This window comes from Larkinella insperata (assembly GCF_026248825.1).
In the GTDB taxonomy this organism is placed as follows: Bacteria; Bacteroidota; Bacteroidia; order Cytophagales; family Spirosomataceae; genus Larkinella; species Larkinella insperata.
Map to the genome: position 1 here is coordinate 3,191,642 of NZ_CP110973.1, position 18,930 is coordinate 3,210,571.

The window sequence follows — 18,930 nt, forward strand, 5'->3', positions numbered from 1 at the left end:
AAAAAGCGACGGCTGCGTTTATTTTGTAATTGCATTCTGACTGCCGCTCGAGGCAGGCTGGCATATTCAATTAAAACCTGATGGTATGAAGTCGTTTTTTAAACCGCTGCTTTGTGCGGGGATGCTCACCCTGGGGCTGCAAAGCTATGCCGCTAACAACCTGAGCGACACCACCCGCGCGTATGCGACCCCGCTGCTCACCAAAACTCCGAAAGGTACCGTGGCCCTGTCGTGGACCGAAAAAGACAGCAAGGACGTCGTTTACTTTTACTGGGCTGAATCGAAAGACAAGGGCAAAACATTCGATAACAAGAAGTTGATTTTCGCATCGAGCGGAATTGGTAACTCACGGCTGATGAAACCCAAGCTGCTGTTTAAAAAAGACGGTTCGGCGGTGGCGGTTTTTGCGCTGCGGGGTGGATCGGTCGCGGCTCCGGCTTCCCACAATAGTCACGCGGCTCACCAGGGAGGGGGCCACGGCGGGCATGGTGAAGCAGCTCCGGCCAAAGGAGGGCGGCCCACTGATCTGCAGATTGTTTACGCAGTATCCAAAGATCAGGGCAGTACCTGGACCAACCCCGTTCCCGTCCACCAGGACCAATCACCGAACGTGGTGCGCGGTTTTTTCGACGCGACGGTCCTGGCCAACGGCGAAATCGGAGTGGCCTACCTGAACGACATTCCGGGCAAAGCGCACCAGCGCGACCTGCGGTTTGTCTCCTCGAAGGGCGACCGGTTTGAAGCCGAGCGAGTGATTGACCCGTTCGTGTGCGACTGTTGCCCGATCAGCCTGCTGGTTGATGCGTCGGGAACGCTGAACATGTACTACCGCGAAAATCAGGAGAACATCCGCGACATCTTCAAGATCAGCTCGAAAGACAACGGCAAAACGTTTTCGCAGGGCGAACCGCTGTACAAAGACAACTGGCAGGTGAACGGTTGCCCGCATTCCGGCCCAACGTCGGGCACCGGTGGCGGTAAAAACCTGATTGCCTGGTTCTCCGGCAGCCAGGATGCACCCGGTGTTCGGGTTGTCGATCAGCAGGGCAAGCGCTTGTTTGTGCTGGATGATCCGACGGCCAAAAGTGCGTTTCTGGTGTCGGCCCCGAAGTCGTCGATTCTGTTGTGGGAACAGAGCCTGGCGTCGGAAAGCGGACGGCTTTCGACCATTGGCTACAAAAACATCTCGGGCAACAGCAACCCGGCTACGCAGTTTGTCAAAGAAAGCCGCCACGCGATGAACGCCAGCGGTCTGGTGATCGATAGCCAGCTGATCGTTGCGTACGAAGCGGTGAACGACAACAAGAAAAGTTCAGTGGCGCTCGCGCAGATTAGCTTGTGATTTGCTAGTAGCCAGCCACTAAGAAGCCGTCGCTCAACTTGAGCGACGGCTTTTGCTTTTCATAAACCGGGTAACTGAATCAGGCGTTCGCAGTTTCGAAACCCGTTGAAACCGTAACGGCTTTCCAGGTTTCCAGATCCCGCTGGACGGCCTTGATTTTTTCGTGCGCCATATCGTAAGCATCCTGGCCCAAAAATAAATGCAGGGGCGGGTTGCTTTCGGAAGCGATCCGGATCAGGGCCGCTACGGCTTTTTCGGGATCGCCGGGCTGGTTGCCGTTGATCTGGCTCTGGTGGGTCTGTTGCGAGTCCCGCACGGCTTGGTAGGCTTCAATCTGATTGCCGGGCACGTTCAGCGAACCCGACGTGAGGAAATCCGTTCGGAAATACCCCGGTTCGACAACGGTAACGTGGACCCCGAAAGACTTAACTTCTTCCGCCAGCGATTCTGAAAAGCCCACAACGGCAAATTTGGTGGCGCAGTAGATACCGAATCCGGGAAACGCGCCGGTAAACCCGCCGATGGATGAAATGTTGAAAATGTGTCCGGACTGCTGCGCCCGCAGATGCGGCATGACGTTGCGGATTACGTTCAGCGAGCCAAAGACGTTGACCTCGAAATTTTCGCGGGATTCGGCGTCGGATAACTCTTCCAGGCTGCCCACCAAACCAAAGCCGGCGTTGTTGACCACCACATCAATGCGGCCAAAGGCGGTAATGGTCTGGGCAATCGCCTGGGCGACGCTTGACTCGGTTTTCAGATCGACGGCCAGCGGAAGAAAATGATCGTGGGTGCCCACGGCCCGGACAAGATCATCCAGACTCCGCGAGGTAGCAGCTACGCGCTGACCACCAGTTAATAATTGTTTCACCAGCGAGAGGCCCAGACCTTTGGACGCTCCGGTGACAAACCATACGTTTTGCGTGTTCATTTTGGTACGATGAAATGGGAGAAATGAGATTGTTGATTCGGCGGTTTAGGCCGTAGTTAATTTGGGCTCACGACTGCGGGAAATCGGTCGACTTGGTAAGCGCTTCGTGGCTGGTAAAGGTCTGATTCAGAACATCAAGCTTGTTCATGGCGCGCCGGTAGGCATCGCTGCCGAGCAGGAGATAAACCGGTGGGTTGGCTTCGTCGGCAAGCCGGATCAAGGCGTCTGCGGCCTTTTCCGGATCACCCGCCTGCTCGCCGTCCATCTGTTTGTATTTGGCGTGCGAAGCCCGGACGCTGGTGTACGCATCGATCGGTTTTTGGGCCAGAACCAGGGAGTCGGATGATAGGAAGCGGGTCCGGAAAGCGCCCGGTGCCACTACCGTGACCTTGATCCCGAACTCCTTTACATCGTCGGCCAGGACTTCCGAAAAACCAACCATGGCAAATTTGGTAGCGGCATAAATGGCCCAGCCGCTGCTGGCCGAAATTCCGGCAATCGACGAAATATTGATAATATGGCCGGATTGCTGAGCGCGCAGATAAGGCAGAGCGTGCCGGATCACGTTCAGGGAGCCAAACACATTGACCTCGAAGCCCTGCCGGGTTTCCTCATCCGTTAATTCTTCAATGCTCCCGCCAATGCCGTACCCGGCATTGTTGACCACCACGTCAATGCGCCGGAACGATCTATGCGTTTTGTCAAGCGCGTTGGCGACGCTGCTTTCGTCGGTAAGATCGACCTGTAAGGGAAGAAAGTGGTCGGAAGCCGGACCGGCGGCTTGCAGGAGCTCATCCTGACGGCGGGAGGTGGCCGCAACGAACTGACCGTTGGCCAGCAACTGTTTTACCAAGCTCAGGCCCAGTCCTTTCGAAGCCCCGGTAATAAACCAAACTTTAGGAGTGTCCATCATTTTTGTTTGTTTTGATGGAACAAAAGTAGGTTACCGGGCCGGGGCAGGCATTGCGGTTTTCAAACCGATACTTGCAAAATTCAAACAGTGCGGTAGGCGGAAGGGGTTAACCGGGTCTGTTTCTTAAAAAAGTTGTTGAAATGGGCCGGTTCTTCAAAACCCAGGGCGTAACTGATTTCAGAAATATTCCAGTCTGTGTGTTTCAACAGGGCCCTGGCTTCGCTGGCCAGTCGCTCGGTAATGTGGTCAGTGGTGGTTTTGCCGGTGGTTTCCCGGATTGAGCGGTTCAGGTGGTTGACGTGCACGGAAAGCTGCTCGGCAAAATCTCGCGCCGAGCGCAATCGAAACCGTTGCGTCGGTGATTCAATGGGAAACTGGCGCTCCAGCAGTTCCGTAAAAATGGCCGTAATCCGTGATTTGGCGTCTGTGTGCTGGTACAACGTTTCGGTCGGCTGCATTTTCATGGCGCAGTGAATCAGCTCCATCACGTAGTTCCGCAGCAGGTCGTATTTATACGGGTAATCCGATTCAATTTCGTCCAGCATTTTCTGGAAAAGCTGAACAATCTGTTCATGCTGAGGACCACCGAGCAGGTAAGCGGGTTTTCCGCCAATGGCAAAGGGGGGAAGGTCGTTTAAGCTGCCCTTCATCTTCTCGGTAAAGAAGCCTTCCTTGAAAATGCAGAAGTAGCCCGTAATAGCGTCAGATAAGGGTTCCCAATTGTAGGGCACCTGCGGGTTGAAAAACAACAGCGCGGGACCATCGACTTCCAGGCTCTTATCGGCGTAATGATACACGTTTCGACCCCGGATCAGCGTGATTTTGTAGTAATCCCGGCGGCTATATTTAATGGGTTCTTTCCCGTGGCCGAGGCAATCTTCCAGCCGGAAAACGTTGAAATGCCCCATGTCCTGTTGCAGGTTGCTGGGCAGCCAGTTGAATTTAATCCGGTAAAAGTCTTCGAGTGTTTCAGTCCTTTCCATGATCAAACTTACAAAATTCAAACTAGTTTACGAAATAGCTCCGAAACGGTCTCCGATTTGCCTGCCCAACGGGGCAGAAAAGGTAATCACTAGGAAGAGGTATCAGCCGTTGGATACTCCTGATGAATCCGTACAGGCCCATTTCACAGGCATCCTGGTTTTACGTTGTTAAAGAAAATACCGGTTTGTTTTTGTGGTAAAATCGTACAGTGAATTGGTATAAATGTATATTGAACTTGGCCTTGTTTATTATAATATTGTGATATTATTGAATGAAATACATGCTGTTGTCCCCTATACTAAGGAATGGCCCTGAGGTGATTGCAATAAAGTGTATTATTTTATTATGAACAAAATGCTCGTCTCCTGAATAACCGGAAGAACAGGGCACCGGTAAGAGGCACCTGAACCAGAGCAGAAAACAGGACAAAATTTTGACGTATACGCATATTAGTCATGCTGACGACGAATGAACAACTGCCGTATCGAGTAACCGAGGAAGATCAAATGGTCTTGAGGGCCATCGACTACCAGGCCGTTGCCCTGCGGTTTTGTGAGTCGTTGATAAAAGATAAAATGGTAGCTGAAAGGCTGGTAAGTGACGTTTTCAGGGAGATTGAGGAGAACGGTCTGGCGCTCCAACCCGAACGGAAATTTAAAGCGTATCTTTTCCAGCACCTGCGAGACCAGTGTCTGAACCATCTGCGAACCGCCGACCGAGCTGAACTGATCCGGCAGGCCTGCGCAGAACCCGCCCATCCAAGAAAAGAGCCGAAAGCCTTTGACTGGCAGTATTTTATAAAAGAAACGTTGCAAACTGCATCCGCAGTACGGCTTTTCTGAGACCGTCGATCCCGAGAGCTCGTTTAGCATTCTGATTTTTCCGCCAGTCGTGCCGGAAAGAAAGGCACTATTCTGGGCAATCAAATTACCCGACCATTTCAGCCGGTCGGCTATTCAAGCAAAACCTTCTATTTCTAAACCCTTTATGAAAACAAAATCTACTGGTAGATTCCTCTTCCGCTGGGCTCTGCTTTTTACCGGATTGGTCGGTGTATGTCGAGGCCCGGCCTGGGCGCAGGGAACGGCCCGGCAAGTGGTTACGGGAAAAGTGACTTCGGTTGTCGATGGTACCCCGCTGCCGGGGGTCAACGTCGTTTTGAAAGGAACGCAGGTCGGAACCACCACCAACGGCACCGGCAACTATACAATTGACGTGAGTGGGGCCGCTCCCGCGCTGGTGTTTTCCTACATCGGTTTTAACACCCAGGAAATTGCCGTAGCCAACCAAAAAGTAATCAATATCAGCCTGACCGAAAGTGTTTCCACGCTGAAAGAAGCCGTTGTGACGGCTTTGGGGATCAAGCGGGAAAAGCGGTCGCTGGGCTACTCGGTCGGGAATGTCGAGAGCAAGGCCCTCACCGAAACGCCCCAGAACAATGTCCTCAATGCCTTGTCGGGCAAAGTGGCCGGGGTGCAGATTTCGCAGATGGGCGGGGGCGTCGGGTCGTCGGTGAGCATGATCATCCGGGGGGCCAACTCCCTCAACGGCGATAACCAGCCGCTTTTTGTCATTGACGGGGTTCCAGTGGCCAACAAGCTAAACAACGGCTTCGGGGGCGCTGACATGGGCAACCCCATTTCCGACATCAACCCGAATGACATTGCTAACGTGTCCGTGCTGAAAGGACCCAGTGCCGCAGCCCTGTATGGTTCGCGGGCGGGCAACGGGGTTGTGCTGATCACGACCAAATCCGGCGCGGGGGGTAAAAAGGGAATTGGCGTGTCCCTGAACACTGCCGTGGTGGCCGACGTTCCGTTGCAGTACGTAGCGGTTCAAAACAAATTCGGGTCGGGCAAGACGGGGGCGCACATCCTGGAAGAGCCCGAAAATGAAAGCTGGGGCGCTGCGCTGGACAAAGGTGAGCAATGGGCGTTGTGGAACAGCAACGGACAAAAAGTGCCGCTGGTTTCGTACCCCAACCGGTTCCGGGATTTTTTCCAGACCGGGATTACCAACACAAACAACGTCTCGATTAACGGCAACTACGACAAAGGAAGCTTCCGGCTGTCGCTCGGGAATATGAAAAATACCGGCATCATTCCGAACACCGATCTGTCCCGCCTGACGCTCGCCCTGAACACCACCTACAACCTGACCGACAAGCTGCGGGCCTCGGTAAATATGAACATCACCGAATCGGGCTCCAACAACCGGCCGATCATCGACCAAAGCCGTAATGATGTGGTGCGGAGTGTATACGAAACCGGCTCCCAGGTAAACATAAACGACCTGCGCGACTACTGGCTTCCGGGCCAGGAGGGCATCGCGCAGCGGAAATACAAGGACAAACAAAACAATCCCTTCTACTTGGTGTACGAAAATCCCACCGGCTTCAAACGCGACAGGGTGGTGAGCAAAATCCAGCTCGATTACGACATCACGAAGGACTTCCTGATCACCGGCCGGTACTCGCGCGACTCGTATGAGGAAATCCTGGAAGCGAAAAAGGCCTACAACAACTTCGAGGCTCCGAATGGGGCCTATCAGGTTTCCAACAACTACAACAAGGAAACCAACCTGGACCTGATTCTGAGCTACAGGAAAAATTTCGGCGACAACTGGAGCCTGAATGCCCTGGGCGGTTTTAACCGACTCGAGCAATACGGACGGAGCCTGGCCACGTCGGCAACGGCCCTGGTGGTGCCCGGCGTTTACAACATTTCCAATGGTGCGCCCGGTGCCGTTGCCTACAACAGCCTGCTGAACCGCAAGAAACTTTACGGGGTGTACGGATCAGCCTCGATTGGCTTCAAAGACATGGTTTACCTCGATCTGACCGCGCGGAACGACTGGACCAGTACGCTGCCGAAAGGCAACAATTCGTATTTCTACCCGTCGGCATCCTTTAGCGTTATCGCTTCGGAAATAGTCAAAATGCCGCGTTGGGTCAGCTTTGCCAAAATCCGGGCGGGGTATGCGCAGGTGGGGAACGACGTAGCGCCCTACGCGTACAGCCGCATCTACCAGACCGCCCTCGACTGGGGTGCGGCCAAAAGCATGTTCATGGGGGGAACGCTCACCAACCCGAACCTCAAGCCGGAAATTGCCACCTCGAGCGAGATCGGTGTGGACCTGAAATTCCTCAACAACCGGCTGGGACTGGATGCAACGTTCTATCAGCGGGGAAACAAAAACCAGGTTCTGTCGATTGTGACGCCCATCGAATCCGGTGCGAACACCAAGCAGATCAACGCCGGACTGGTGGAAAGCAAAGGTTTCGAGCTGGCTTTGTACACGACGCCCATCAAAACGGAGGACTTTTCCTGGGATATGAACTTCACCCTGACCCGGAACCGTACTTACATCACCCAACTGGCGGACGGGATCAAGTACTTCTCGTTTGCGTCCTACTCCGGGGCTGAAGTACGGACGTACGAGGGAGGTCAGGTGGGCGATATTTATGCGGCACCGATCCTGCGGGTGAAAGACACCAATTCGCCGTACTACGGCTATCCAATCGTGACCAGCGGAGGGCTTTACCAAACCGACAACGACGTAAACAACCTGAAAAAGATCGGCAACTTCAACCACAAGTTTCTGATGGGCGTTCAACCGTCGATCACTTACAAGAACTTTACAGTATTCGCCAACGTTGACTGGCGCCTGGGCGGGTCGTTCTATTCCAATACGATGATGTTCCTGGGCAACAATGGACAATTGGAAAAAACCCTGACCGGCGAAACCTACGACCCGAACCGACGCCTGGACGAGCAGATCAAAGAAAATCCGGACAAATACCTGGGTAGCTGGGTGGGCGGCCGCAATGCCGAATACCACGGATTCGCCTGGCCGGAAGGAAGCGTGGAAGCGGGCCGACGGGTGCAGGACGCCAGCCTGAACCCGGGCGTTTTGGCCACCAAAGATGCCAACGGCAACACGGTTTACACCGAAAACCTGGGCGGTCCCGGCAGTAAATGGCTGGATCCCTTCAGCGCCTACCGCTACGCCAACCGTCCGTTTGCCGAAAAAAACATGTACAGTGCTACGTACGTGAAAGTACGGGAAGTTTCGATTACCTACCGTCTGCCCAAAGCCTTTGTCAATCGACTGCATTTGCAGAACGCATCGGTTGGGTTCGTCGCGAACAACCTCTTTATGTGGACGGCGGCCGGTATCAAGGGGCTCGACCCCGAACGGGCTTTCCGGCCCAACGGCGTGGGCTGGTCGCAGGGGGTGGAGTATTACAACGTACTGCCTTTCACGGGTTCGTTCGGGGCTAAATTGAATGTAGACTTTTAATTGGAAGCGCAAATGAAAACGATAAAAACATGGAGAGCCTTCTTGCTGGCGATGGTGTGTCTGGGGCTATCGGCCTGTAAAGAGGACCTCACCGAGATTAACAAGAACCCCAACAGTCCCGAAAATGTGTCTTCCAATTACGTCCTTACTTATTCACTGGTCAACAGCGGGAAACTGGTGTTCGGTCTGGGTAAGAACAGTTCCAAGATTGCTGCCGCCATGCAGTACATGCAGGCGGGAACAAACGAAGGCGCGGCCGAAACGAATCAGTATGCCTGGGGGCAGGAAGGCTGGGGCGGCTACTACGATATCCTGCGAAACGTGCAGATCATTTACGACAACGGCGTGCGGGACGACAACAAACTGTTCCAGGGCATCGGGCTGACCATGAAATCCATGCTCTACGGGTTGCTCACCGACCTCTACGGCGACATTCCCTATAGCGAGGCCCTGAAGGCCAGCACCGGGTCGTTTTTTCCAAAATATGATAGCCAGGCCGATGTGTATAAAGGCATCCTGACCGATCTGAAAAAGGCGGACGAACTGCTTCAGAACCTGACCGCCAAGGATGTGGTAAGCGCCACGTCGGATGTGATGTATAAGGGTGATGCCACCAAATGGCGGAAGTTTGCCAATTCGTTGCGGCTGCGTTACGCCCTGCGTCTGGCCGATAAAAAGGCGGAGATGGCAGCATTGGGGATCAATCTTGAAACCGAGTTCAGGGAAGCGGCCGCGGGTGCCTTCACCAGCAAGTCGGATGATGCCACCATTGCTTTCCTGGGGACCAACTCCGACAACGCCCAGCCCGGCGGCCCGCTGGCATCGGCCACTTTCAACTGGCTGACCAAACCGGCCAAACCACTGGTTGACAAGCTGCTTCAGTTGAAGGACCCGAGGTTACAGCGCTGGGCCAATCCGGTACGGAGAAAATGGGATGCCAACGTGAAAACGGAAACTACGAAGTCATTCACAAACCTGTTCGGGGAGACGTATTCCGTGGTCTACGTCCCCAACGTGGCCTCCAGTGCCGATACCAACCTGTACGTAGGGTTGCCGGTCGGGCTTCCCATTACGCAGGGCATCGTCTACAACAAAGGAAATGATGTATCGGTCTACCCCAACGAGCAAAATCCTTACATTTCGTTCATTCACGACCGGTACCGGAAAAATGCCGACCCCTACGTAGCCATGAATTTCATGAACTATCCGGAGGTTGAGTTTATTCTGGCGGAGGCCGCCCTGCTCGGCGGATTTGGTGCCACCGACGCGGAAGCGCATTACAAAAAAGCGGTTCAGGCGTCGATGGACAAAGAGGGGGCACTGGCAGCCGCTTCGTTTAATTTTGAAACGTATTATGCGCAACCCGGAGTAAGCTACGCCAGCGCTGAAAACAAGCAGGAACGGATTTTAGAGCAGAAATGGATCTCGTCCTGGTTCAGCATCCAATCCTGGTTCGACTGGCGACGGACAGGCTACCCCGTGCTCAAAACCGGTCCGGTGGCGCAATTCGGCGCGGCCCTGCCGATTCGTTACATGTATCCGACGCCCAACCTGGACCCCAAGTACATCGCAAATTACAACGATGCCGTAAGCCGATTGGGCAATACCAACTTTATTCCAACAGGCCAGAGCAAGGATCATCATTATGCCAGAATGTGGCTCATACAGGGCACATCGAAACCGTGGTAAAAAAGGTTAGCCAATAAAGAAAGCCATTGAGTGTTGTTCTCAATGGCTTTTTGCTTTTCAAAAACGTTGTGCCCTGAACTCCAATTGAGTAGAATTGGCCGCAAGCGCTTTTTCAGCATTGGATACCCTGCTGTCGACTATCCTTTCATGTTTATGATCACTGCCCAAAAACGATTCCCGGTCCTTTTTTTCCTGTTGGTCTGGAGCATTGCTGGTTTCGCCCAATCCTCCTGGACCGAAACCGCACCCGGTGTCTGGAAACTTTCCGTTGGCAAACCGGAAGCCTACAACCTGCTGACGGCCGCGGGCGTGCCACCCAATACCGCTGCACTGGCCAGCTTGCCCAAAACCGGTTTCCCGCTGCCCAAAGAAGACATTTCGGTGAAGGTGGTAGACGGAAAGACGTACCTGCGCTTTCCGCTTGAACGCGGAGAGCAGTTATACGGCTTTGGCCTGAACTTTCAGACGGTTCATCAGCGGGGAAAGATCCTGCAACTGCACATGGACCACTACGGCAACCGCGACAACGGCCGGACCCATTCGCCGACGCCTTTTTATGTGTCGTCCAACGGCTACGGGGTTTTCGTCAATTCAGCCCGCTACATCACGGTGTATGCCGGGTCGGCGGCCCGGCTGGACGGTAAAAATGCCCCGAAAGCGCAGGACCGAAACACGGACAAGGACTGGTCGGCCCATCCGTATTCCGACGCCGTTGAAATGCTGGTTCCGGCCGAGGGGGTTGAAATTTACGTTTTGGGCGGCCCGAAGCCAATGGAAGTGGTCCGGCGTTTTAACCTGTTCAATGGGGGAGGGTGTCTGCCTCCGCGCTGGGGACTCGGTTTTACGCAGCGGGTCCACCGGCTTTATACTGCCGACAGCGTAAGGCGGGAAGCGGCCGAGTTTGAAGCCCGGCAATATCCGCTGGATTTCATTGGTCTGGAACCCGGCTGGCAGAGCAAATCGTATCCGTGTACGTTCGAGTGGGACAAAACCCGTTTTCCCGACCCGGCCGGTTTTGTGAAAGACATGCTCAGTAAAAACGTCCGCATTAACCTGTGGACCAATCCGTACGTTTCACCCGACGCGTCGATCTTTCCGCAGATCAAACCGTTCAGCGGTTCGCACACGGTTTGGGTCGGGGCCGTGCCTGATCTGACGATTCCGCAGGCGCGGGATATTTACTGGCGGCAGTTCGACAAGGATCACGTGGGCATCGGCGTCAGCGGGTATAAAATTGATGAGGTTGATGGTAATGATTCGTGGTTGTGGCCCGACGTAGCCACGTTTCCGTCAGGCATCAGCGCCGAGCAGATGCGGCAGACCTACGGGTTGCTGGTGCAGAAGCAGAGCACGGATTTGTACCGCAACCGCAACACCCGCACCTACGGCTTGGTGCGGGCATCGAACGCGGGCGGCTCGTCGTTTCCGTACGTGATTTACAACGACAATTACAGCCACCAGGATTTTATTACGGGGGTGATCAACAGCGGATTTGCGGGCGTTTTGTGGACTCCGGAAGTGCGGGCGTCGAAGACGGGCGAGGAGTGGCTGCGCCGGTTTCAGTCGGTTTGTTTTTCACCGATGGCGATGATTAATGCCTGGGCCGATGGCACCAAACCGTGGTCGTTCCCCGACGTGGCCGAGCAGGTGAAGGCCGTTGCGCAACTCCGGATGCAGATGATGCCGTACTGGTACACCGAATTTGCCAAATACCACTTCGAAGGCACCCCGCCGTTCCGGGCGCTGAATCTGGAAGACGGTTTTATGGAGAAAGTGGAGAAGCAAACCGCCGTAACGGACCTGGGCGAAAACCCGTATCAGGAAGCCCTTACGAAGGAAATTAAGGACCAGTACATGGCGGGCGAGTACCTGCTCGTGGCGCCGATGTTTACCGGGCAGTCGTCGCGCAAGGTGATTTTACCGAAAGGAAAGTGGTACGATTTCTACACGGGCAAGTATGCCGGCAACGGGGAGGTCATTACGGTCACGCCGGGGCTGGACAAAATTCCGGTTTTTGTGAAAGATGGCGGGGTTGTACCGATGATGCCGCCGATGCTGCACGCGCCCAAACCGGGCCAGAAGGTCGATCTGGAAATCCGGCATTACGGCGAAAAACCGGCGCAATACCGCCTGTACGACGACGATGGCGAAACTTATAACTACGAAAAAGGCCAGTTGAGCTGGCGACTGATCCAGGTTGAGCGGCAGAAAAACGGAAGGTGGAAAGGCCGAATGTCGGCGGCTGAGAAGGGCAAGCCGGACACCGTCGGGAAGGTGACGTGGCGGTTTATGACGGAGTGAGGGTAGAAGTGAAAACTATTACTGATAAGCGATGGTATAGATAGTAATAACGTATGCCAAGTTGGGTCTGAATCAATACGGCTCAACAACACGACGCAAACCGGCTCCATCCGGCTTCCCGCAAAAATAAATAGGTTACTACGCTTCGGAGAGGCTATATTTGCCCGTTCACCTCATCCCGCTGTCACCACGTTTCAGAATACGAATGAAAAAATATCGCCCGGTTGGTTTGCCCTCGTTTTTTGTTCTTGCCCTTGGTTTGCTGTTCTTCCAGGGCTCCAGTGTACGAACGGATTTCAGTGAAAAAAACCAACCGGCTGACGCTACCAACCGGCGCAATGCCCGGAATACCGAAACCGGGCGGACAGCTGCGGGCGATTCGGCCCAATGGGCCTTCCCCTGCGACCGAAAGACCATCGAACGCTACACGGCTTACCGGACCGCCAAGCCGCCCGTTATCGACGGAAAACTAGACGAAGAAATCTGGACCAAAATTCCGCGTTCTCCCCGGTTTGTCGATCTGGTTTCGGGCAATAACACCATTCACGACACCCGGGCCGCCGTGTGCTGGGATAACGAGAATCTGTACGTGGCCTTCTGGGTAGAGGAACCCTTCATCAACGCCAAGCTGACCAACCATAACGATCCGATTTACACGGACAACGACGTTGAAGTATTTATCGCCGGAAAGGATACTTACTACGAATTTGAAATCAATTCTTTTGGAACGCGCTACGAAGCGTTTTTTATCTGGAAAGAAGCTTACGAAAAAGGCGGTTACGACCAGAATCCGATCTTTGCGCTATCGAACCCGAATGTAAAGAAGTTTAACGGGGTAGGCTACAAACACCACCCACGGGGGCTGCGCTACGGCTCCTGGGACTTCCGGTTTCCGGGCCTGCAAAGCGCGGTTCATATCGACGGGACCATCAACAACAACAAGGATCGGGACCGCAAATGGACCGTCGAGCTGGCGTTTCCCTGGAAAGGCATGGAGTGGATTGCCAAGGCAGATAACCGTGCGCTGCCTCCCAAAAACAACGACAACTGGCGCATCGATTTTTCCCGCTTCAACACCTACAAGGAAGCCGCCCCCGCCGACGACCACGGCGGCTGGGCGTGGAACTCCCACCGCGTCTGGGACTCGCACGTTCCGGAATGTTTCCCCATCATCACGTTTTCCAACAAGACCCGGTAGGGAAAGCCGTTGCGGACTGTGCAAGGCTGGTTTCCGATCACTGCCTGTTCTCAATGATTTCATTCATCTTGATTTTGGGGAACTCACGGTGTTGAAAAGGGCTTTCAGGAATTTGTCTTATTTAACCCTAACAATGTCGTTTTTGCCCACCCTCGTTCCGGGCGGTCTGCTTTACCTTTGGCACTGAACCAAAAGGTAAACAACATGCAGAAGATCACCACTTTTCTGACGTTCAACGACCAGGCCGAGCAAGCTGCTTTGCTGTACACGTCGATTTTCAAAAACTCGCGGATTAACCACATCAGCCGCTACGGAGCAGGCGCACCCGTACCGGCCGGGACCGTTATGTCCGTCTCCTTTGTGCTCGATGGGCAGGCGTTTTCGGCCTTAAACGGCGGTCCGCATTTTAAGTTTGCCGAAGGGATTTCGCTTTTTGTGCACTGCGAAACCCAGGAGGAGGTCGACGAATATTGGGAAAAGCTGACCGCCGGTGGAGGGCAACCCGGCCCGTGCGGCTGGCTGAAAGACTCGTTTGGGGTGTCGTGGCAGATCATTCCGGCGGCTCTGGGGCAGTTGTTGCAGAGCGGGGATCCCGGGAAAGCCCAGCGCGTCTTGCAGGCCATGATGCAAATGTCCAAAATTGACATTGCCGCGCTGGAACAGGCGGCTGAGCAGGTTACGGTCTGAATAAATTCGGAATACTAAACTTTCGTTATCCAATGAGAAAACTAATCTTATCCCTGCAAATGTCGCTCGATGGTGTTGCATCCGACCCGGAAAAATGGATGACACTGAGCGATGAAATCCTCGAATCCGCCATTGCGTACTACGATACGCTGGACGCGATTCTGGTTGGCGGCAACAGCTACGCCGGGCTGGCGGACTACTGGCAGCAGGCCGAACCAAATTTCGGATCCGAAACGGAGCGCCGGTTTGCCCGGAAAATCAATGACATCAAGAAAATCGTTTTTTCACGCTCCCCGATGGACCTGACCTGGCAGCATTCAGAACAATTGTTCTTCGACGATACCGATTCGCTGGCGCAGCAAATCCAACAGCTCAAAAACAGCGATGGCAAAAATATTTCGGTAGAAAGTGGGCTGAAAAGCTGGCAGTTGTTCCTGAAACTAAATCTTTTTGATGAGTTGGTGCTGGGTGTTCATCCCGTCGTGGCGGGTCAGGGCGAGAAGTTGTTTGCGGATACGGAAGCCCAATTGCCACTTCAATTGATAACCAGCAAGGTGTACCAGAACGGCGTTGTTGAACTGCATTATCAAAAAGGTTGATTTTGGTGAAGATTTGCCCTAATTTTCATGTTTGAAAATGAAACATTAACATGAAAATTCCTTTCCTTACCCCCAACCTAATCAACCTGACGTATCATTTTTTTAAGAATGCCGCCCGGCTATGGCTCGTAACCCTGTTGGTCTTATCAGTACAGGCTTACGGCCAACAAGCTGGCAAACAGGTAGCTAGTGCCAAGGCTGGTTCTGCCAAGGTTGCATACTCAACCGACAAGCAGGTGGTGGCCAAGGGGCAGCAGTTGTTTCAGCAGAACTGCACGGCCTGCCACAACTTTCTGCAAAAAGGAATCGGGCCGAATCTGGCCAGCGTAACCACGGAAGTACCGGCTGAGTGGCTGAAAGCGTTTATTCAGAACGCACCGGAAGTTATTAAGCAGGGCGATGCGCGGGCGCATGCACTTTTCGAGGAGTACAAGCAGACGATGCCGCCATTCACGCATCTGAGCCAGGGCGATGTTGAAGCACTGATGGCCTTTATTCACTCGAAACGCAAACTATCGACTGTGGATGTGGGAAGTGAAAAGCTGGGGGCCGTTCTGAACGATCCCATTCCGGCCAAAATAGCGCAATCCGGTTTGCAGCTCAAACTTGAAGAGGTAACCACGGCGCCAGCCAGTGCGGACAAAGTTCCGTTGGCGCGCATCAACAAAATGCAGGTGTTGCCGGGTAAAAAAGACCGGCTGTTTCTGGAAGATCTGCGCGGAACGCTGTACGAAATGGAGGGTAACTCCCTACGACCGTATATGTCGATGGCGAAAGAACGTTCGGGGTTCATCCATACGCCCGGTCTGGCCACCGGTTTTGGCAGTTACGCGTTTCACCCTGACTTCTACGCCAACGGTCTGTTGTATACGACCCACACCGAAAAGGCCAATGCCGCCCCCGCCGACTTCAGTTACGCCGATTCCATCAAGGTTACGCTGCAGTGGGTGTTAACGGAGTGGAAGGTAGCCGACCCCAACGCTGCGGAGTTTTCGGGAACGGGCCGGGAATTGTTCCGGATCAACATGGTCAGTCCGATTCACGGCGTCCAGGAAATTACGTTTAACCCGCTGGCCAAACCCGGCACCCCCGACTACGGGATGTTGTACATCGGCATTGGTGACGGTGGCTGTACGGAAAACGGGTATTACTTCATCTGCAAGGAAAGAAGCCGCCCCTGGGGTAAGGTTCTGCGCATTGATCCGAAAGGCAAAAACAGTAAAAATGGGAAGTACGGCATCCCGGCGGATAACCCGTACGCCAAGGATAAGTCGGCTTTGGGCGAAATTTTCTGTCAGGGTTTCCGGAACCCCAACCGCATTAGCTGGACACCGGACGGTAAAATGCTGATCTCCGACATTGGGCAGGCCCATTCCGAGGAGCTGAATCTGGGCAAGGCCGGGGCCGATTACGGCTGGCCGGAGCGCGAAGGAACCTTCCTAATCAATTACCGGGGCCGTATGGACCGGGTGTACGCCCTGCCCGCCAACGATGCAACCTTCAAGTATACGTATCCGGTGGCTCAGTATGACCACGACGAGGGCAATGCGTTCTCGGCGGGATTTGTCTACACGGGAACGGCCATTCCGGCGCTGACGGGCAAGTATATCTTCGGCGACGTTGTTAACGGACGGGTTTATTACGTGGAAAACAGCCAACTAACGGCGGGTAAACAAACCCCGATTCGGGAGCTGGCAATTCAGGTGGCGGGTAAACCGGCAACCTTCCAGCAGTTGAGCAACAGCAAAAAAACGGATTTGCGGTTTGGCGTTGGCCTGAATAATGACTTCTTCCTGTATACGAAAGCCGACGGGCGCATCTACAAAGTCACGGCTTGCGTCCCGGTTCAATAGACGGTTTTGAAAGGATCGCCTAAAAGAAAGGCTCCCCGAACTATCGGGGAGCCTTTCTTTTGTGTACGATTAGCTGCAGAAATGTGGCCAGAATGATTCTGGCCGTCGTTACAATTCCGTGCCGACCACCGCTGTTTTTACGAGTACACTGACTGGTAAATAAACTGTAAATGTTGCTCCTTCGCCGGGAGTGCTCTGGGCCGCGATGGTACCGCCGTGCATCTCGGCCACTTTCTTGCAGATGGTCAGGCCGATACCCGTTCCGGCGTACTGATCCCGGCTGTGGAGCCGTTGGAACAGCTGAAAAATCCGGTCGTGGTAGCGCTCGTCGAAACCAATGCCGTTGTCTTCAACGCTGATGGCCAGGTAAGCCGGCTCCCGCTTCCGCATGGGAACCGGAATATCGAAAATGGTTACTTTCTCGGTGCGAACCCGGATTTGGGGCGGCCGTTCCGGCGACCGGAATTTCAGGGCGTTGGAAAGCAGATTCTGAAACATCTGCCGGAGTTGCAGCGGATTCCCCTTGATGGTCGGCAGAGACTGGCATTTGATCTGGGCGTTGCGTTCCCGGATGTTAAGTTCCAGGTCAACCATAACTTCGTTGACCAGATCGTTGAGATCGACCGGCCGGAAGGTTTGCTGGTGGGTGTTAAGCCGGGAGTAGGAGAGCAGGTCCTTGATCAGGACGTGCATCCGCTCGGCCGCCGAGTGCATACGATGAATCATGTCTTTCGCCGAAGAATTTAGTTCAGACGAAGCCTGCTCAAGGAGCAGCGTGCCAAACGACTGGATTTTTCGTAACGGTTCCTGCAGATCGTGGGAGGCTACGTAAGCAAACTCGGCCAGTTCCTGGTTGCTCCGGTTTAACTCACCAATGTTCATTTGCAGTTCCAGTTGATACTGCTCGAGCTGCTGTTTGGTTTCGGTCAGTTCCTGGTTGTCTTTCAGGGTCCGGTCCATCATCTTCTGGGCGTGAATGTTCACCAGAAAGCCGTTCCAGGAAATCACCTGTTTTTCATCGTTAAGAATGGCCGTTGCGTTGATCAGGTGCCAGATGTATTCACCCGTGGCCGCGTTTCGGATCCGGATTTCGTTCTGAAAATTGGTTTGTGCCGGAAGGTGTTCCCGCCAGTGCCAGTTTTTGTACGCATCGTCGGCATGAACGACGCTCCGCCAGCCACGGTCATTCAGCACGTCGAGGGTCGTGCCGGTGTAATCCAGCAACCATTTATTGGTATATAGGAATTGGCCTTCATTCGTGGCCGTAAAAATCATCAGCGGCAGCGAATTCGTTAGCGTTTGGTACTGGTTTTCGCTCTCCCGGAGCTGTTCGGCCAGTTGCTGCACTTGCCGGTTGTGCTGCCGGATCTGCTCAATGGGAGAAAGAACGGGTTCATCGCGTAAGTGCCCTTCCCATTCCTGAAGGGTAACGTCGCTGAGCCGGTCCTGAGCTGGGAGTCGGAATTGGAGGGTAATTTCCGAGCCGCATTCGCTTTCGGCCAGGGCGAGGTGGGTCACTAATTGTCGGGCATACTGAATGCCGGTCTGGCTGGATCCGTTGAGCCGGTAGTTTTTCACCTGAATCCTGGCCAGCAAGTGCCGTTCTTTTTCCTCCGAAAGGCCCAGCGTCAGCGTCATCGCGTGACGGTGAGCCATGACATCCTGGGCTATTTCAGAAACCGCCGTTGCAAATGAGGTTTGATCAGCCAGGGGCAGACCCGCTAACTCCGCCAGTTTCATCGTCCTTTTATACGCCTGAATCAAATCCAGTTCTTTGTCTAAAACGACTTTCGCTACTTCCTTCATTGTAGTATCAAACAATTCGTGCTACTCGATGATCTGATGATCACCCTTCCTGACCATTTCTAACGTTTGCAACTTCAATCTTCCTTTTGTCCTATCGCTATGGTGTTTACCGGACAAAGTAGACGAGTCTGAAAAGCCGTTGTATACGCTATCCTTCTCGTGTTATTGCGTTGGGTCTTTATCTAAAACAGGCCCCATTGTAAAGGGCCCAATCGTGATAAAGAGCCTTTTTTATACCAATCTAGCCTTGTTTACATAGGAACAAGCTCCTGGATAAAGAGAGAAAAATCGTAAGAGCCAGCGTTTTTTTGATATAAACTTTTAT

Annotated in this window: 13 protein-coding genes; 8 read left to right on the plus strand and 5 right to left on the minus strand. The window is 53.8% G+C overall.

The window, feature by feature from the left end; translation table 11 throughout:
- Window positions 1-85 precede the first annotated feature (85 nt).
- Window positions 86-1,342, plus strand: coding sequence for a sialidase family protein (locus tag OQ371_RS12985; protein ID WP_265994199.1), 1,257 nt, complete (start codon window positions 86-88; stop codon window positions 1,340-1,342).
- A 79-nt stretch (window positions 1,343-1,421) separates the two neighbouring features.
- Here the strand turns inward: OQ371_RS12985 and OQ371_RS12990 are convergent, their stop codons facing one another.
- From OQ371_RS12990 to OQ371_RS13005, 4 genes are all read right to left on the minus strand, one after another.
- Window positions 1,422-2,273: an oxidoreductase gene (locus OQ371_RS12990; RefSeq protein ID WP_265994200.1), complete on the minus strand. Its 852-nt coding sequence runs from the start codon at window positions 2,271-2,273 to the stop codon at window positions 1,422-1,424.
- Between the two features lie 67 nt (window positions 2,274-2,340).
- Window positions 2,341-3,186, minus strand: a complete 846-nt coding sequence (locus OQ371_RS12995; RefSeq protein WP_310586635.1) for an SDR family NAD(P)-dependent oxidoreductase — start codon at window positions 3,184-3,186, stop codon at window positions 2,341-2,343.
- Between the two features lie 80 nt (window positions 3,187-3,266).
- Entirely contained in the window at window positions 3,267-4,169 is a 903-nt protein-coding gene (locus OQ371_RS13000) for a helix-turn-helix domain-containing protein (protein WP_265994201.1), read from the minus strand.
- Window positions 4,170-4,619: 450 nt separating this feature from the next.
- Window positions 4,620-5,096 (minus strand): hypothetical protein, encoded by a 477-nt coding sequence (locus tag OQ371_RS13005; protein ID WP_265994202.1) that lies wholly within the window; start codon window positions 5,094-5,096, stop codon window positions 4,620-4,622.
- A gap of 61 nt (window positions 5,097-5,157) precedes the next feature.
- Between OQ371_RS13005 and OQ371_RS13010 the strand changes: the two genes are divergently transcribed.
- The 7 genes from OQ371_RS13010 (at window position 5,158) to OQ371_RS13040 (ending at window position 16,799) form a co-directional block, all read left to right on the plus strand.
- Complete coding sequence (locus tag OQ371_RS13010) at window positions 5,158-8,472, plus strand: SusC/RagA family TonB-linked outer membrane protein (protein WP_265994203.1); 3,315 nt, start codon at window positions 5,158-5,160, stop codon at window positions 8,470-8,472.
- Between the two features lie 12 nt (window positions 8,473-8,484).
- Entirely contained in the window at window positions 8,485-10,161 is a 1,677-nt protein-coding gene (locus OQ371_RS13015; RefSeq protein WP_265994204.1) for a SusD/RagB family nutrient-binding outer membrane lipoprotein, read from the plus strand.
- A gap of 153 nt (window positions 10,162-10,314) precedes the next feature.
- Window positions 10,315-12,462, plus strand: coding sequence for a glycoside hydrolase family 31 protein (locus tag OQ371_RS13020; protein ID WP_265994205.1), 2,148 nt, complete (start codon window positions 10,315-10,317; stop codon window positions 12,460-12,462).
- Between the two features lie 205 nt (window positions 12,463-12,667).
- A complete protein-coding gene (locus OQ371_RS13025) occupies window positions 12,668-13,660 on the plus strand; it encodes a carbohydrate-binding family 9-like protein (RefSeq protein ID WP_265994206.1) in 993 nt (330 codons plus the stop codon).
- Between the two features lie 204 nt (window positions 13,661-13,864).
- Complete coding sequence (locus OQ371_RS13030; RefSeq protein WP_265994207.1) at window positions 13,865-14,347, plus strand: VOC family protein; 483 nt, start codon at window positions 13,865-13,867, stop codon at window positions 14,345-14,347.
- Between the two features lie 32 nt (window positions 14,348-14,379).
- The gene (locus OQ371_RS13035) at window positions 14,380-14,946 is read left to right on the plus strand and encodes a dihydrofolate reductase family protein (RefSeq protein WP_265994208.1); all 567 of its coding nucleotides are present in this window, start codon (window positions 14,380-14,382) and stop codon (window positions 14,944-14,946) included.
- A gap of 50 nt (window positions 14,947-14,996) precedes the next feature.
- Window positions 14,997-16,799: a PQQ-dependent sugar dehydrogenase gene (locus OQ371_RS13040; protein WP_265994209.1), complete on the plus strand. Its 1,803-nt coding sequence runs from the start codon at window positions 14,997-14,999 to the stop codon at window positions 16,797-16,799.
- Between the two features lie 108 nt (window positions 16,800-16,907).
- On the opposite strand, the gene OQ371_RS13045 is transcribed toward OQ371_RS13040, so the two are convergent.
- Window positions 16,908-18,605 (minus strand): ATP-binding protein, encoded by a 1,698-nt coding sequence (locus OQ371_RS13045; RefSeq protein WP_265994210.1) that lies wholly within the window; start codon window positions 18,603-18,605, stop codon window positions 16,908-16,910.
- Between the last annotated feature and the right edge of the window lie 325 nt (window positions 18,606-18,930).

Excerpts from the sequence above, each read along its gene's own strand:
- OQ371_RS12985 (WP_265994199.1), top strand. The coding sequence starts at position 86 with ATGAAGTCGTTTTTTAAACCGCTGCTTTGTGCGGGGATGCTCACCCTG.
- OQ371_RS12990 (WP_265994200.1), bottom strand. The coding sequence starts at position 2,273 with ATGAACACGCAAAACGTATGGTTTGTCACCGGAGCGTCCAAAGGTCTG.
- OQ371_RS12995 (WP_310586635.1), bottom strand. The coding sequence starts at position 3,186 with ATGATGGACACTCCTAAAGTTTGGTTTATTACCGGGGCTTCGAAAGGA.
- OQ371_RS13000 (WP_265994201.1), bottom strand. The coding sequence starts at position 4,169 with ATGGAAAGGACTGAAACACTCGAAGACTTTTACCGGATTAAATTCAAC.
- OQ371_RS13010 (WP_265994203.1), top strand. The coding sequence starts at position 5,158 with ATGAAAACAAAATCTACTGGTAGATTCCTCTTCCGCTGGGCTCTGCTT.
- OQ371_RS13015 (WP_265994204.1), top strand. The coding sequence starts at position 8,485 with ATGAAAACGATAAAAACATGGAGAGCCTTCTTGCTGGCGATGGTGTGT.
- OQ371_RS13020 (WP_265994205.1), top strand. The coding sequence starts at position 10,315 with ATGATCACTGCCCAAAAACGATTCCCGGTCCTTTTTTTCCTGTTGGTC.
- OQ371_RS13025 (WP_265994206.1), top strand. The coding sequence starts at position 12,668 with ATGAAAAAATATCGCCCGGTTGGTTTGCCCTCGTTTTTTGTTCTTGCC.
- OQ371_RS13030 (WP_265994207.1), top strand. The coding sequence starts at position 13,865 with ATGCAGAAGATCACCACTTTTCTGACGTTCAACGACCAGGCCGAGCAA.
- OQ371_RS13035 (WP_265994208.1), top strand. The coding sequence starts at position 14,380 with ATGAGAAAACTAATCTTATCCCTGCAAATGTCGCTCGATGGTGTTGCA.
- OQ371_RS13040 (WP_265994209.1), top strand. The coding sequence starts at position 14,997 with ATGAAAATTCCTTTCCTTACCCCCAACCTAATCAACCTGACGTATCAT.
- OQ371_RS13045 (WP_265994210.1), bottom strand. The coding sequence starts at position 18,605 with ATGAAGGAAGTAGCGAAAGTCGTTTTAGACAAAGAACTGGATTTGATT.